14 protein-coding genes are annotated in these 14,747 nt (G+C 32.7%); 10 read left to right on the plus strand and 4 right to left on the minus strand.

Annotation, left to right across the window (positions count from 1 at the left end):
• Positions 1 to 99 precede the first annotated feature (99 nt).
• The 4 genes from FAF07_RS13290 to FAF07_RS13305 form a co-directional block, all read right to left on the minus strand.
• Complete coding sequence (locus FAF07_RS13290; protein WP_019387375.1) at positions 100 to 321, minus strand: DUF2795 domain-containing protein; 222 nt, start codon at positions 319 to 321, stop codon at positions 100 to 102.
• 196 nt (positions 322 to 517) lie between these two features.
• Entirely contained in the window at positions 518 to 1,090 is a 573-nt protein-coding gene (locus tag FAF07_RS13295; RefSeq protein ID WP_142785560.1) for a cob(I)yrinic acid a,c-diamide adenosyltransferase, read from the minus strand.
• Positions 1,091 to 1,188: 98 nt separating this feature from the next.
• The gene (locus FAF07_RS13300) at positions 1,189 to 1,962 is read right to left on the minus strand and encodes an O-methyltransferase (protein ID WP_142785561.1); all 774 of its coding nucleotides are present in this window, start codon (positions 1,960 to 1,962) and stop codon (positions 1,189 to 1,191) included.
• 119 nt (positions 1,963 to 2,081) lie between these two features.
• Complete coding sequence (locus FAF07_RS13305; protein ID WP_142785562.1) at positions 2,082 to 3,944, minus strand: ABC-F family ATP-binding cassette domain-containing protein; 1,863 nt, start codon at positions 3,942 to 3,944, stop codon at positions 2,082 to 2,084.
• Between the two features lie 102 nt (positions 3,945 to 4,046).
• Here FAF07_RS13305 and FAF07_RS13310 point away from each other — a divergent pair, with 102 nt between their 5' ends.
• The 10 genes from FAF07_RS13310 to FAF07_RS13355 are packed head-to-tail and all read left to right on the plus strand — an operon-like array spanning position 4,047 to position 14,735.
• Entirely contained in the window at positions 4,047 to 4,841 is a 795-nt protein-coding gene (locus tag FAF07_RS13310) for a polysaccharide biosynthesis/export family protein (RefSeq protein WP_142785563.1), read from the plus strand.
• A gap of 8 nt (positions 4,842 to 4,849) precedes the next feature.
• Entirely contained in the window at positions 4,850 to 7,315 is a 2,466-nt protein-coding gene (locus tag FAF07_RS13315; RefSeq protein ID WP_142785564.1) for an exopolysaccharide transport family protein, read from the plus strand.
• A gap of 46 nt (positions 7,316 to 7,361) precedes the next feature.
• Entirely contained in the window at positions 7,362 to 8,240 is an 879-nt protein-coding gene (locus FAF07_RS13320; RefSeq protein WP_142785565.1) for an ABC transporter permease, read from the plus strand.
• Positions 8,240 to 9,520: an ABC transporter ATP-binding protein gene (locus tag FAF07_RS13325; protein ID WP_142785566.1), complete on the plus strand. Its 1,281-nt coding sequence runs from the start codon at positions 8,240 to 8,242 to the stop codon at positions 9,518 to 9,520. The genes FAF07_RS13320 and FAF07_RS13325 overlap by 1 nt, the downstream gene beginning before the upstream one ends.
• The gene (locus tag FAF07_RS13330; protein ID WP_246067703.1) at positions 9,517 to 10,278 is read left to right on the plus strand and encodes a TylF/MycF/NovP-related O-methyltransferase; all 762 of its coding nucleotides are present in this window, start codon (positions 9,517 to 9,519) and stop codon (positions 10,276 to 10,278) included. The genes FAF07_RS13325 and FAF07_RS13330 overlap by 4 nt, the downstream gene beginning before the upstream one ends.
• Positions 10,279 to 10,280: 2 nt before the next feature.
• Positions 10,281 to 10,982 (plus strand): class I SAM-dependent methyltransferase, encoded by a 702-nt coding sequence (locus tag FAF07_RS13335; RefSeq protein ID WP_142785567.1) that lies wholly within the window; start codon positions 10,281 to 10,283, stop codon positions 10,980 to 10,982.
• A complete protein-coding gene (locus FAF07_RS13340; RefSeq protein WP_142785568.1) occupies positions 10,979 to 12,106 on the plus strand; it encodes a glycosyltransferase in 1,128 nt (375 codons plus the stop codon). Before FAF07_RS13335 ends, FAF07_RS13340 begins: the two co-directional genes overlap by 4 nt.
• Before the next feature lies 1 nt (position 12,107).
• Positions 12,108 to 12,938 carry a glycosyltransferase gene (locus tag FAF07_RS13345; RefSeq protein ID WP_142785569.1) on the plus strand — a complete coding sequence of 277 codons (831 nt, stop codon included), beginning with the start codon at positions 12,108 to 12,110 and terminating at the stop codon, positions 12,936 to 12,938.
• The gene (locus tag FAF07_RS13350) at positions 12,935 to 13,906 is read left to right on the plus strand and encodes a glycosyltransferase family 2 protein (protein WP_142785570.1); all 972 of its coding nucleotides are present in this window, start codon (positions 12,935 to 12,937) and stop codon (positions 13,904 to 13,906) included. Before FAF07_RS13345 ends, FAF07_RS13350 begins: the two co-directional genes overlap by 4 nt.
• Positions 13,907 to 13,910: 4 nt before the next feature.
• Positions 13,911 to 14,735, plus strand: coding sequence for a glycosyltransferase family 2 protein (locus FAF07_RS13355; protein WP_142785571.1), 825 nt, complete (start codon positions 13,911 to 13,913; stop codon positions 14,733 to 14,735).
• The last annotated feature ends 12 nt before the right edge of the window (positions 14,736 to 14,747 follow it).

The following is a 14,747-nucleotide window of genomic DNA, read 5'->3' on the forward strand; positions in this document are numbered from 1 at the left end:
TAAAAGCATTCAAAGATACATTTTGTTATGATGTTTATAAAGATTAGAGCAAAAAAAAAGTCTCATTTTGAGACTTTTTTAACTATTCATTATGCTTTATTAATATTCGTCCTCATTCCAGAGGTAATCTTCGTCTGTTGGGTAATCTGACCAAATTTCTTCAATGGAGTCGTACGAATCGCCTTCGTCTTCAATAGACTGTAGGTTTTCAACAACCTCCAAAGGAGCACCAGTTCTAATAGCGTAATCTATCAACTCGTCTTTTGTTGCTGGCCAAGGTGCATCGCTTAAATAAGATGCCAATTCTAATGTCCAATACATTTCTTTATGTGTTTAAATTTTTGCAAAAATAATTTTTTAGTTTAAACAGACAAGAAAAAAATGAATTATTTAATCATTATTTTTAAGAACGTATTCTTTTGTAATTTAAACAGTTGAAATTAAGTTTTGCGTTGTTACTGCTTTTTGCAATTTTTTAACTGGAATACTTTTATAAGAATCTTGATTAGAAAAGGGGTTATTCTTTTTCAGGAATCCATTTAATTTCATTTGCTTGTAAGTCGTAGGACAACTTTCGTGCCAATACGAAAAGGTAGTCAGAAAGGCGGTTTAAGTACATTAAAGCTTTTGGGTCTATTGGTTGCATATCATTTAAAGCTGTTGCTAAACGCTCGGCCCTTCGGCAAACACAACGGGCTATGTGACAGAATGACACCGTTTGATGACCGCCAGGTAAAACAAAATGCGTCATAGGTGGTAAAGCATCATTCATGCTGTCCATTTCTTTTTCTAGAAGATTTATGTTTTCCTCAGAAATTTTAGGAATGTTTAAACGCGCTTTACCATTTTTTAAAATAGCTTTCTCAGGATCTGTAGCCAAAATGGCGCCTACCGTAAATAACCGATCCTGAATATGAACAATTAAATCTTTATAGTTTTGGTGGATGTCTTGATCGCGAATTAATCCTAAATGAGAATTGAGTTCATCCACAGTGCCATAACTTTCAATTCTAATATGATGTTTTGGTACACGTGTGCCACCAAATAATGCTGTAGTGCCTTTATCTCCTGTTTTTGTATAAATCTTCATAGTACGAAGTTAAAAGTTAAAAGTGAAAAGTGAAAATTTTTTTGCCATGAATTCCCGAATATTTCTAAAGACTAAAGACTAAAGACGGCAAACTCTTTTCAAACTCTTATTATAAAGTGTTCCTTAACTTGTTCCTTTCTAAAAAACACAAATCCCCAGAAAAAAGTATCTACGGTGATGGTGACTTTGGGATGTTGTTTGATGGTTTCCCAGGCTGCTGTCATGTCTTTAGACCAATAAATATCATCAAAAATAAAAACCGAGTCATTATGAGCTGTTTTTAGCAGCTGTTCAAAATAATTTAAAGTCGCTTTTTTTTGATGATTGCCATCAAAGAAAATAAGGTCAAAAGTCGATGATGGTATTGTTTTAATAACCTCATCAAAATTACCAGTTAATAATTTGATATCACTAAGATGATGCTTTTTAAAATTTTTCTTTGTGAATGACGAAATATTTGGACAGCCTTCAATAGTCGTGATTTTAGATTCAGGATAGCCTAAGCTCATAGCATGAGTTGCTATACCTAACGATGTGCCCAATTCAAGAATGTATTTCGGTTTGAAATAGTGCGTAATTCTGTATAGAAGCTGCACTCTTTTTTTTGTAGTACCAGCATTTCTAGCCATGTCTGAAATCTGGCGAATTTGCTTTGACATGACTTGAGAGCCGACACCCAAATCTGTTACTTTTATTTTGGTTTTATTATGAATAAGCGTTTTTCTGAAATGTAATAGCTTTATATAATCATCAAAATACGAACGATCATAAAAACATGTAGTGACCAAATTATAGATAAAAGGGGAGTGGACACCATGTTGATTTTTAGATTTGAATATGAATTTTATGTATTGATATATTTGATACCACATTTATACTTTTGTTAAAAGTTGAAAAGTTGAAAGGAATTTCGTGTTTACATATATTACCATAAACCATAAACCATAAACCATAAACCATAAACCATAAACCATAAACCATAAACCAATATCTATGCTTCCAGTTTAGACGATAATTCAAACCAGCGTTCTTCTTTTTGATTGATGTTGTCAATGATGGTCTGTAATTCTAGTGATAATTTAGTAATCTCATCCTGTGAGAGGGACGTATCCAGAAATTTATCTTCCAGTTCTTTTTTGTTAAAACCTAAGGCTTTCAACTTGCTTTCGATACTGTTAAGTTCTTTTTCCTCTTTATAGGACAATTTGTTATCTTCGGTTTTTTTCCAACTTTTCTTTTCTTTTTTGTCTTCGGAAGTATTTGAAATTACAGGTTGACTATCTTCATAAACACGATAATCTGTGTAATTACCTGGAAAATTTTCAATAAGGCCATCGCCCTTAAAAACGAATAAATGATCGACAACCTTATCCATAAAATATCGGTCATGCGATACGACGATAATGCAGCCCGGAAAATCCAATAAGAAGCTTTCTAATACATTAAGCGTAACAATATCCAAATCGTTTGTAGGTTCATCTAAAATCAAAAAATTAGGATTTTGAATTAAAACAGTACACAGGTATAAGCGTTTACGTTCACCACCACTTAGTTTTTCGACAAAATCGTACTGCTTTTTTCTACTGAAAAGAAAGCGCTCTAAAAGTTGCTGTGCGCTAATCTGTTTCCCTTTTTTTAGTGGAATATAATCTCCAAATTCTCTAATAACATCAATAACCTTTTGCTCAGGCTTAATGGTGATGCCATTTTGTGTGTAATAGCCAAATTTAACCGTGTCCCCTGTAATAACCTTACCAGAGTCTGGTTGAGCGCTTTGCGTTAAAATATTTAGAAAGGTTGTTTTTCCAGTTCCGTTTTTACCAATAATTCCTGCACGTTCCCCTTTTTGGAAAGTATAGTCAAATCCGTCAAGAATGATCTTGTCTTTAAACGATTTTGATACTTTATGAAACTCCAAAATCTTGCTACCCAAGCGCTCCATATTCAGTTCTAGTTGCACTTCATGGTCATTACGTCGCTGCCCTGCGCGATGTTTTATATCCTGAAAATCGTCAATTCTAGATTTAGATTTTGTGGTTCTCGCTTTAGGTTGGCGACGCATCCAATCTAATTCCTTCTTAAAAAGCTGTTTGGCTTTCCCTGTTTCTACCGCTTCTTGTTCTATTCTAGCTTCACGCTTTTCCAGGTAATATGAATAATTTCCTTTGTAACTATAAAGCTGTCCTTCATCCAGTTCAATAATTTCATTACAGACCCGCTCCAAAAAATAGCGGTCGTGAGTCACCATAAACAAAGTGATATTTTCTTTTGCAAAAAAGGCTTCCAACCACTCAATCATTTCTAAGTCCAGATGATTGGTAGGCTCATCTAAAATAAGCAAATCGGGTTTGTTAATAAGCGCATTTGCAAGTGCTAAACGTTTTTTTTGTCCGCCAGATAAGGTACTGACCTTGGCATTTAAATCTTCTAATTTAAGCTTAAAAAGAATTTGCTTATACTGGGTTTCAAAATCCCAAGCTTGATGCTGCTCCATGGCTTCAAAAGCGATTTGGTAGGCTTCAGCATCTTCAGAGTTTAAAAGGGCTTTTTCGTAATTCGAAATGACTTTTAAAATATCGTTATCACTGGCGAAAATAGTTTCCTCAACCGTAAGGCTTTCATTAAATTTCGGGTCTTGGGAAAGAAAGGAAACCGTAATGTCATTTCTATAGATGATGTTTCCAGAATCTGGGGCATCATCACCGGCGAGCATATTTAGAATGGAGGTTTTACCCGTACCGTTTTTTGCGATAAATGCAATTTTCTGGTCTTTATGTACGCTAAACGAAATGTCTTGAAAGAGCTTTAATTCGCCGTAAGATTTCGATATATTTTCAACAGTTAAGTAATTCAAAATGTCTTTCTTGCAAATAACGTACAAATTGCCAAAATTTACTAGATTAGTTTTGGTTTTCCTATTGAAAGGCTATATTTGTGAATAATCAATTTTCCGAAAATGAAACGATTAACCCTTATAACTTGTTTAATCGTAGCTACGCTGTTTTCTTCATGCATTACAAATAAAGATGTTGTTTATTTACAGGATAAGGGCACTGCTACAGATAGCACAAGTATTATTAAGCAGCTATCCAAACCCTATAGGGTTCAAGTAAACGACATTTTAAGTATTAATGTGAAGGCTTTAGATAATGAGTTGACTGCCATTTTTAACCCGGCTGGAAGTGTTGGGGGGACTTCTCAAGGTCAAGGAGCGCTTTATTTTAATGGCTTTACTGTAGATTTACATGGCGATATTGAATTTCCTATTTTAGGAGAAATCAGTGTCTTGGGGTTTACCATTAATGAAATTGAAGAAAAAGTAAAACAGCTATTATTGGAAATCTATTTTAAGGAGACCGCAGATATATTTGTGACTGTTAAATTAGCAGGGTTAAGATACACCGTAACGGGTGAGGTGGGCGGTACTGGTGTGTACACACTTTTTCAAGATCGTGTAAATATTATTGAGGCCTTAGCCAACGCAGGTGACATTAGTCAAACGGGGGATAGAACGGATGTCTTGGTAATAAGGCAATATCCCGATGGACAAAAAATACATCATATTGATTTGACTGATATAGCTGCCATGCAGTCATCGTTTTATTATATACAACCCAATGATATGATATTGGTAAAACCTTTGAGGAGAAAGGCTTTAGGAGCAGGTCAAACAGCCATACAGAATATAACCACCATAGCTTCTATATTATCTGTGCTGGTGTCCACTTATTTTTTAACTCGAAACCTATAATTTTAGATATGACTGAAGAATTTGATATGTCAGAGTCTAACAGCTCATCATTTGATATCAAAAAATTCCTATTTAGAGCGTTAAGCTATTGGAAGTTTTTTTTAATTCTTTTAGCGGTTGGTTTCTTTATTGTATATCAACAAAACATACGGGAAGAGTTTTCATATCGGTTAGGAACTAAAATTTCAATTGAAGACGATAGTAATCCGCTGTTTACCTCTAATGCGAGCTTGACATTTAACTGGGGTGGTGTTACCTCTAAGGTACAGACCATGATTGTGACCTTAAAATCAAGGTCGCATCATGAGAAGGTGGTAGATAGATTAGAGTTTTATAAGAGCTACTTAAAACAAGGCCGGTTTAGAATGCAGGATGTTTATAAGGCCGTGCCTTTCATTTTTAATCATGATTATAATGCGCCACAACTTCTTAATACACCTGTTAAAATAACATTTTTAAGTTCAGATTCCTTTGAGTTGGAAACCCAATTTTTGAGTTCAGTAGTGTCTGCACAAAATTACTTAACAAAACAAATTTCGAGCATTGACGTACCAATTGGACTTTATAAAAAACAATATAAATTAGGGGATTCCATTTCACTTCCTTTTTTGAAAGGGGAGGTCGTATTGCGAGAAAATCGTCAAGCTATTATAGGAAATCCATTTTTTATTCAATTTGGCAATTTTAATGCTATTGTTTCCAGTTACCAAGCACGAATGGCTGTCGCCAATACTAGTAATTCGCCCATTATTGATATTTCACTCATTGATAAAAATACAGTTAAAATCGTTGACTATTTGAATGCTGCTGTAGCAGTTTTGAGCGAAGATCAATTAAATAGAAAAAACCAATATGCCACAAATGCCATTGCTTTTATTGATAAGCAGATCGCTAGGGTAAAAGGAGAACTGTCTGATAATGCGGAAGCATTGAATGATTACAGAAAGAAAAATAAGATATACAGTTTAGATGATCAGGGCACATTGCTAAATGAAAAGCTGACGAGATTTGACAATGAAAAAGAAGCCATTAACAGACAATTAAATTATTATTCTAGTCTGAAAAATTATTTACTTACAAGTAGCACGTTCACCGAAATACCGGCACCTTCTGTGGCAGGAATTGAGGACGGCAACATTTTAAGTAATGTCTCTAAAATAAACGATCTGTCTGTTCAGAAATCTAAATTGCAATACTCTGTACGAAGTGATGCCTCAGTGTTTAATGATTTAAACAGGCAAATTGAAGGTCTGAAGAACGTGCTTTTAGAAAACATCAGCTCGGTTACTAATGGATTACGAAGAGATTTAGAAGCGGTAAGTACGAATCTTAGAAAGGTAGAGTCTCAATTTTCAAAACTCCCAGAAGATCAGCAAAAACTGATCAGTATTACGCGCCAATATTCATTAAGTGAACAAACTTACAATGTGTTTTTGGCAAAACGTGGCGAGGCTGAAATTATTAAAGCATCTAACGTTTCAGACATACTCGTTATAGATTCAGCTAAAAATACAGGTGCTATGGTCTTGGGCAGAAATCTTAATATACGCTATGTTTTTGCATTCTTTATTGCGCTATTGATTCCGTTACTTTTGGCCTTTATATTGACTTTTCTAGATAATAACATTCATAGTCCAATGGATGTCGAAAAACTATCAACCATTCCTATGTTGGGTGTGATAAGTAAAAACACTCTAGATAATAACTTAGTGGTTCATAGAAAGCCAAAATCGGCGGTTGCCGAAGCTTTTCGTGCCATTCGCTCTAATTTGCAATATTTTTATAAAGTAAACACAAAGAATGGCGATGGTACAAAAACTATAATGATTACCTCTTCTGTGAGTGGGGAAGGGAAAACATTCTGCTCTATCAACGTCGCTACTGTATTTGCTTTAAGCGGAAAAAAAACCATCTTGGTTGGACTGGATTTAAGAAAACCGAAAATTTTTGGAGATTTTAACATTCAGAACGATATAGGCGTTGTGAACTATTTAATAGGGCAAGAATCAATTGATAATATTATCCAGGCTACAGACGTTGAACATTTAGATGTGATTACCTCTGGTCCTATCCCGCCAAACCCATCGGAATTGTTGATTAGTGAAAGGTTAAATGATCTTATTTCAGATTTGAAATCTAAGTACGAATATATCATATTAGATACACCTCCAATTGGGTTAGTGGCCGATGCGTTGGAATTACTGGATTACGTTGATGTAACCCTGTATGTTATTAGACAGGATTTTACTAAAAAAGGCATGTTCAATCTGATTAACGAAAAATATAGAACAAAACAGATTAAAAATATTAGCCTCATTTATAATGGTTATGATCAGCGAGCAAATTATGGTTATGGCTACGGTTATGGTTATGGCTACGGTTATGGTTATGGAAACTATGCCAACGGGTATCATGAGGAAGACAATAAAAAATTAACCTTGTGGATGAAAGTTAAGACATTCTTTATCAAATGAAACTAGCTAGATTGATTTATCTGAAATTGATATTAATATAAGATAATTGGATAAAAAACAACCACATGATAATTGGCTTTATACAATCACGCCAAAAAGCCAATTAATTAACTTAAACATCAAAGAAATTTGGCGCTATCGTGATTTGCTCTTTTTATTTGTAAAACGGAATGTTATAACCGTTTATAAACAAACTATTTTAGGTCCGCTGTGGTATTTTATCCAGCCTCTTTTTACCTCTGTAATATTCACCTTAATTTTTAACAATTTAGCAAATATACCCACAGGAAGTGGCATTCCTTCTTTTTTGTTCAATCTGGCGGGAATTACGACTTGGAATTATTTTAAAGAGTGCCTAACAGGAACAAGTGACACATTCGTACAGAATCAAGGAATATTTGGAAAGGTGTATTTCCCCAGAGTGATTGTACCATTATCTACGGTTGTAACCAATTTGGTAAAGTTTGGAATTCAGCTTTTAGTGTTTATAGGGTTTTATATCTACTTTGTTTTCTTTACAGATAGCGCTTATAACGTTACGCTTCAAAAAGCCATTATCCTATTACCCATATTAATTGTTTTAATGGGAATTTTCGGATTGGGTTTAGGTATGATAATTTCATCGATGACCACCAAATATCGAGATTTAAAATTCCTCATAGCATTTGGGGTGCAATTGTTAATGTATGGCTCTGCAGTCATGTATCCTTTATCTTATTTTAAAGAAAAACTACCTCATATTTCTTGGGTAGTAGAATACAACCCTATGACAACTATGATAGAAACCTTTAGATATATGACTTTAGGTATTGGTGATTATTCCATGTCAAAAATAATGTATGCGACACTTATTAGTATGGCCACGTTTTTAATAGGGCTTATTATATTTAACAAAACAGAGAAAAGCTTTATAGACACCATTTAATGCAAAAAGATATTATTTTAAAAGCCGAAAACATTTCTAAACAGTACCGACTAGGTTTGGTGGGAACAGGCACTATCAGTCATGATTTTAATAGATGGTGGCATAGGATACGAGGGAAAGAGGATCCTTATTTAAAAATTGGTGAGGCTAATGATAGAAGTACTAAAGCAGATTCAGACTATGTTTGGGCGTTAAAAGATATTAATTTTGAGGTAGAACGTGGGGAGGTATTAGGGATTATAGGAAAAAATGGTGCAGGTAAATCGACGCTTTTAAAAATTCTATCTCGGGTTACTGCACCTACAACAGGGGTAATAAAAACAAAAGGCAGAATCGCCTCATTATTAGAAGTAGGCACTGGATTTCACCCAGAAATGACTGGACGGGAAAACATCTATTTGAACGGCGCTATTTTGGGCATGACCAAAAAGGAGATCAATTCAAAAATAGATGAAATCATCGAATTTTCTGGTTGCGAGCGTTATATTGATACCCCAGTAAAAAGATATTCGTCTGGTATGACAGTACGGTTAGCCTTTGCTGTTGCAGCTTTTTTAGAACCTGATATTTTAGTGATAGATGAGGTTTTAGCAGTAGGTGATGCAGAATTTCAGAAAAAGGCGATTGGCAAAATGCAGGATATTAGCAGGGGAGAAGGAAGGACGGTTTTGTTTGTGAGCCATGATATGGATGCGATATCTATTTTAACGTCCAGACTTATTGTTCTTAAAAATGGTATGATACATTTTAATGGACCATCTGATTTAGGAATAAAAGAGTATTTAAAAACAGGTTCAAACGATTCTAATTATTTATATATAGGGGGCAGTAATGAAAAACCAAAAATCACAGAGATTTTCATAGATACAAGTCTTCCAAATAATGTTCATGAATTCGGAAAAAAAATAAATTTCATCTTTACTGTTCAAATGCCTTTTAAAGTTGATAATTTAGCGTTATCCTTTCAAATACTTGATGATTCAGAAGTGCCAGTAACCCACTTATGGATAATAGATTCAGAGAAAAGCATAAACAGGGAAGCTGGTAAATATAAATTTAATTGTGAAATAAGATATCCAAAATTATATATGGGAAATTATTCATTACGAGTTTATTTGTCTGATTCTAAGCTAAAGCAACAATATGATTATTTAGAGTCGGTTTGTGATTTTAAAATTCAAATGATGAAAAATGTACGTCAAGATTATAAATGGAGTAAAGGAGCTTGTAAGTACATAGAAGACTCTAATTGGGAAGTTATTAAAGAAAAGGAGTTATGATAACAAAGATTAAAAGAAAGATTTATACTAGGTTCTTTAAGGAATTTCAAAATAAAGCAAACCCAAACCCTCCTATTAACTATTCAGATATTGAGAATGATGAAAAAAAAATAATTGATGAAGTTGCTCAATTTACATTAACAAGTTATGAAAGGATAGTTAGTTTAATAAGATCAATAAAGCATGTAGAAACAAATAATATTAAAGGAGACATAGTTGAGTGCGGCGTGTGGAAGGGCGGTAGTATGATGGCAGCATTGAAGACTCTAAATGCTTTAAAAAGTTTTAACCGGAATATATATTTATACGACACTTTTGAAGGAATGAGCGAGCCTACAGAATATGATAAGTCTTTTAAGGGAGAATCTGCCACAGATGCATATAAAACCAAAGATGAATATTGGAATAGGATAAAATGTTTTTCTACATTAAATGAAGTTCAAAAAAATATTTTTAGTATAGGATATCCTAAAGATAAAATCCATTTTGTTGAGGGAAAAGTAGAAGACACTATTCCTAATGTTAAGATCCCAGAAAAAATAGCAATTCTAAGATTAGATACGGATTGGTATGAATCTACTTTACATGAATTAGAATATTTGTTTCCCAAGCTTGTAAAAGGTGGCATACTAATAATTGATGATTATGGTCATTGGCAAGGCTGTAAAAAAGCGGTTGATGAGTATTTGGATAAGAATAAAATAGAAATGTTTTTACAAAGAATAGATTATACTTGTAGAATGGGGGTAAAAATGTAGTCATGGATAATTTCATTAATATTAATTTTAATAAAAAAAGTTTAGACACCTATTCAATTCGGAAAGCTATATTAAGAGCGCTAACAAAAAACCTTTCTAATTTGTCAGGCAATTTATTGGATATAGGGTGTGGAAAAATGCCTTATAAACAATATATATTAAAAAATAGTTCAGTAAAAAGATATATAGGTTTAGACATAGAAAATGCTATAGAATATGATGCATATATAAAACCAGATTATACATGGGATGGGGTTACCATGCCTTTTGAAAACAATAGTTTTGATTGTGCATTGGGAACAGAGGTTTTGGAGCATTGTCCTGAGCCAGATATTATATTAAACGAAATTTTCAGAGTGTTAAAACCAAAAGGTGCTTTCTTTTTTACAGTTCCTTTTTTATGGAATTTACACGAAGTTCCAAATGACGAATACCGGTACACCCCTTTTTCGTTAGAACGCCATTTAAAAAATTCTGGATTCAAAAAAATTGATATAAGGGCAACAGGGGGGTGGCATGCTTCCATGGCTCAAATGATGGGGCTTTGGGTTAGAAGAAGTGATATGTCTGACATTAAAAGACGTATTTTGTCAAGATGTATAAAACCCGTGATGCGCTTTTTAATTAAACATGATAAACCTGATACCGTTATTTTTAAAGAAGGACAAATGATAACTGGTTTGTATGGAATAGCTATAAAATGAGTATAAAAAAATTGAATATAGCAATATTTTCACCTAGTAAAAACCCTTATTCTGAAACTTTTATTCAAGCACATAAAAACTGCTTAAAAGGGAACGTTTTCTACTACTATGGAATTGGTTCGGGAATTAATCTAGAATCTGGACAAATTAGGATGTCTAGATTTAAAATTCTATTACTCAAAATTTATGCTAAACTAACTAAGAAACCTTCAGCTTTTATTTGGGCACAAAAATTATTGCACTCTTTAAAAATTAATAAGATAGATGTCATTCTTGTGGAGTATGGTGTGCATGCGCACCACCTAAGAAACATGTTAAAGGTTTCCGCTTTACCCATTGTAGTCCATTTTCACGGATATGATGCTAGCATCTATAAAGTAATTGAAGACTGTGAAAAATATAAGGAAGTATTTCAATTATCTACAACCATAATTGCTGTATCCAAAAAAATGGAAGATGCCTTATTGGAACTTGGGTGTCCTAAAAATAAATTAATATATAATGTTTATGGACCCCAACTTGAATTTGCTAAAATAAAGCCAAAATTTTTAAAAAAGCAATTCATAGCAGTTGGTAGATTTACAGATAAAAAAGCACCATATTATGTTATTTTAGCTTTTAGAAAAGTATTGGAAGTTTATCCCAATGCAAAGTTGTTGTTTGCTGGAAGTGGTTATTTAAAAGAAACTTGTGAGAATTTGGTTAAATATTTTGACCTAACCAATAATATTCGTTTTATGGGTGTCATTTCCGCAAAACAGTATCGTTTTTTATTAGAAGAGTCACGGGCTTTTGTACAACACTCAATTACAGCTTCCAATGGCGATATGGAAGGTACGCCATTATCAATATTGGAAGCCAGCATTTCAGGTCTACCTATAATTTCTACTCATCATGCGGGAATACCAGATGTTGTTTTTCATGGTAAAACAGGGCTTTTGTCAAAAGAACATGATATTGATACCATGAGTAAGCATATGCTAATGCTGTTAAAGGATAAAAAATTGGCCAAAAAACTTGGTGCTAATGGAAAAAACCATATTAAAGAGCATGTGAGTTTAGAAAGGCATATTGAGGGGTTACAGAGAGTTTTGGAAATGGCTAGGAATAGTAAACAAGATTAATATGATGCTGCTTCATATTTTGATTACACGTTTTAACATAAAAGAATTAACTTGGCAAAAAAGTAAAAATGAGAAAGCCGTGGGCGACTTGGTGTGGCTTGAAAAAAGAATTGATTTATTTCTTAGGTTTTGTTTGCCGTCGGTACTTAATCAAACTTCCAAAAACTTCTATTGGCTAATTTTTTTTGAAGAAGGCACTCAAAGGTACTTGGCAAAAGTTTTAGAGGAATTAAAAATGAATAGTTTTATAATTCCTATTTTTGTAAATGGGATGGATGGATTTAACACGGCCTTGCGTTCTAAAATTCATGAATTGATGCCCATAACGACTTCAAGACTCATAACAACCCGATTGGATAACGATGATGCCATACACAAAGATTTTATTGAAAATATCCAAAAAGCTTCAAATGAAAATATTGATAAAATGCTATTGGACTTCTCTAATGGCTTATGTCTTTATATTGTGGGAACACCAAAACTAGCTGAGTATAAGTTTCCAAAAAACCAGTTTATATCACTTGTTGAGGAAATTAATAAAGAAGAACAGCCCAAGTTTGTTTTTAGTAATTATCACCACGATTTAGACAAAGCATACTCATTAAAAACTTTGCCCGAAAAAGCCCAGTGGCTTCAGATTGTTCATGAAGATAATTTAATTAATACATTTAAAGGGGAGCTTACTTTTGAAAAATCTTTAGAGGGCTATCCCGATTTTAAAATCCATTTCCCTAGAAATTACAGTTTATTGGTTATTGAACAAAAAGTAAAAAGAGGACTTCACAAATTACCAGGCTACTATTTTTTTAAAAATCTTTTTAATCCAAAATGACTACTCTAGTTTCCATTATTATTCCAACATATAATAGAGCACATTTAATAAATGAAACTTTAGATAGTATAATGGCGCAAACTTATACCAATTGGGAGTGTATAGTTGTGGATGATGGTTCTACCGACAATACCCCGGAAGTTATTGAGATATTTAAAAAGAAGGATAAAAGGTTTAAGTTTTATAGTAGGCCAAAAAATAGGAAAAAAGGAGCTAGTGCTTGTAGGAACTATGGTTTTGAATTAAGTAAGGGAGACTATATAAATTGGTTTGATGATGATGATATAATGCACCCTGATAAGCTTAAAATCCAAATGGAGGCCTTAAGTAGGAGTATCTTTAATTTTTCAGTTTGCCAGTCTTTAGTATTTGATAAATCTATTAAAAATATTATTGGCTTAAGACATGGCAGTATTTATTCAAATCAAACACTTAAAGATTATATTTCAAGAGCAGTTATTTGGATGACACCTTCTGCGTTATGGAAGAAATCCTTTTTAGAGACTTTTGATAAGTTGTTTGATGAGAATTTACAAGCCGCCCAAGAATGGGAATTTCATTGTAGGGCTTTATTTTTTTCTCCAGGTTATCAAGTTTGTAATAAGCCTTTAATATACTTAAGAAAACATTCCGACAGTATTTCTTATAACAATGATGTTGAAAAAAGGGACTTAAATTACTATCTAGCTAGAGATAAAATATATTATTTTTTAAAGGAAAAGGGAGTTAGAAGTGATTTTTTATCTCTTTATTTTATTTCTTGTTATAAAAACGCTCTTAAAAAGAAACAATATAGTTTTGCTTTTTCAGAATTGTTAAGTAAAATAATTAATAACAAATACATATTAGTGACTTGTAAATTAAAATTAATGACTTCTTTTTTTATATATAGGGTCTTTAATAAAGGAGAATTCTTATTTAAAGGGAATTATTTAAAACAAAAAACTATTTTTAGTAACGATACGTAAAAAAATGCTAGTTTCAGTTATAGTGCCAACTTACAATCAAGCAGAATATATTAATGATGCTTTGCAATCTGTTTTAAACCAATCTTTTAAAAACTGGGAGTGTATCATAGTTGATGATGGTTCAACTGACAATACAGCTGAAATCGTAAAAAACTGGCTAAGTAAAGATAATCGATTTAAATACTTGTATATAGAAAACAACGGGGTAAGCCATGCTAGAAACAAAGGTATAGAACAGGCTAAAGGTTGTTTTATACTACCTCTAGATGCCGATGATTGCTTAGGTATAAATTATATGGAAAAATGTTTAACAAAAATAAGGAATCCTTCTGTTAAAATAGTATATGGTAAAGCGTCGTTTTTTGGTGGAAAAGAGGGAGAACTACTTTTAAGACCACCATCATTAGAAAACTTATTGAAATTTAATTGTATACATTGTTCAGGGCTTTTTAGAAAAAAGGATTGGGAAATAAATAAAGGATATGATGAAAACATGACATTTGGTTTTGAAGATTGGGAGTTTTGGATCAATATGTTAAAAAAAGGAGGTCATGCATGTTTAGCAGAAGAATGTACATTACATTATAGAATTAAATCAGTATCAAGAAGTACAAAGATTGTTTCGGATAACGATAAGAACAAACAAATGAGGAATTATATATTTAAAAAGCATATAAAATTATATGGATATGATTATGCTTATGAAGCCTATATAGACAAGTTGAATTTAGAAAAAAAGTTAATCAACATACAATCTTCATTATCATTAAAAGGATTAATAAATATATTGGTTATAAAAATCAAAGCTTATTTTTTTGGCAATACTTAAATACAAAACAAA

Source organism: Changchengzhania lutea, from assembly GCF_006974145.1.
In the GTDB taxonomy this organism is placed as follows: Bacteria; Bacteroidota; Bacteroidia; order Flavobacteriales; family Flavobacteriaceae; genus Changchengzhania; species Changchengzhania lutea.

Coding starts and splice junctions, on each gene's coding strand:
- FAF07_RS13300 (WP_142785561.1), bottom strand. CDS start 1,962: ATGTGGTATCAAATATATCAATACATAAAATTCATATTCAAATCTAAA.
- FAF07_RS13335 (WP_142785567.1), top strand. CDS start 10,281: ATGGATAATTTCATTAATATTAATTTTAATAAAAAAAGTTTAGACACC.
- FAF07_RS13340 (WP_142785568.1), top strand. CDS start 10,979: ATGAGTATAAAAAAATTGAATATAGCAATATTTTCACCTAGTAAAAAC.
- FAF07_RS13345 (WP_142785569.1), top strand. CDS start 12,108: ATGATGCTGCTTCATATTTTGATTACACGTTTTAACATAAAAGAATTA.
- FAF07_RS13325 (WP_142785566.1), top strand. CDS start 8,240: ATGCAAAAAGATATTATTTTAAAAGCCGAAAACATTTCTAAACAGTAC.
- FAF07_RS13330 (WP_246067703.1), top strand. CDS start 9,517: ATGATAACAAAGATTAAAAGAAAGATTTATACTAGGTTCTTTAAGGAA.
- FAF07_RS13310 (WP_142785563.1), top strand. CDS start 4,047: ATGAAACGATTAACCCTTATAACTTGTTTAATCGTAGCTACGCTGTTT.
- FAF07_RS13350 (WP_142785570.1), top strand. CDS start 12,935: ATGACTACTCTAGTTTCCATTATTATTCCAACATATAATAGAGCACAT.
- FAF07_RS13315 (WP_142785564.1), top strand. CDS start 4,850: ATGACTGAAGAATTTGATATGTCAGAGTCTAACAGCTCATCATTTGAT.
- FAF07_RS13290 (WP_019387375.1), bottom strand. CDS start 321: ATGTATTGGACATTAGAATTGGCATCTTATTTAAGCGATGCACCTTGG.
- FAF07_RS13295 (WP_142785560.1), bottom strand. CDS start 1,090: ATGAAGATTTATACAAAAACAGGAGATAAAGGCACTACAGCATTATTT.
- FAF07_RS13355 (WP_142785571.1), top strand. CDS start 13,911: ATGCTAGTTTCAGTTATAGTGCCAACTTACAATCAAGCAGAATATATT.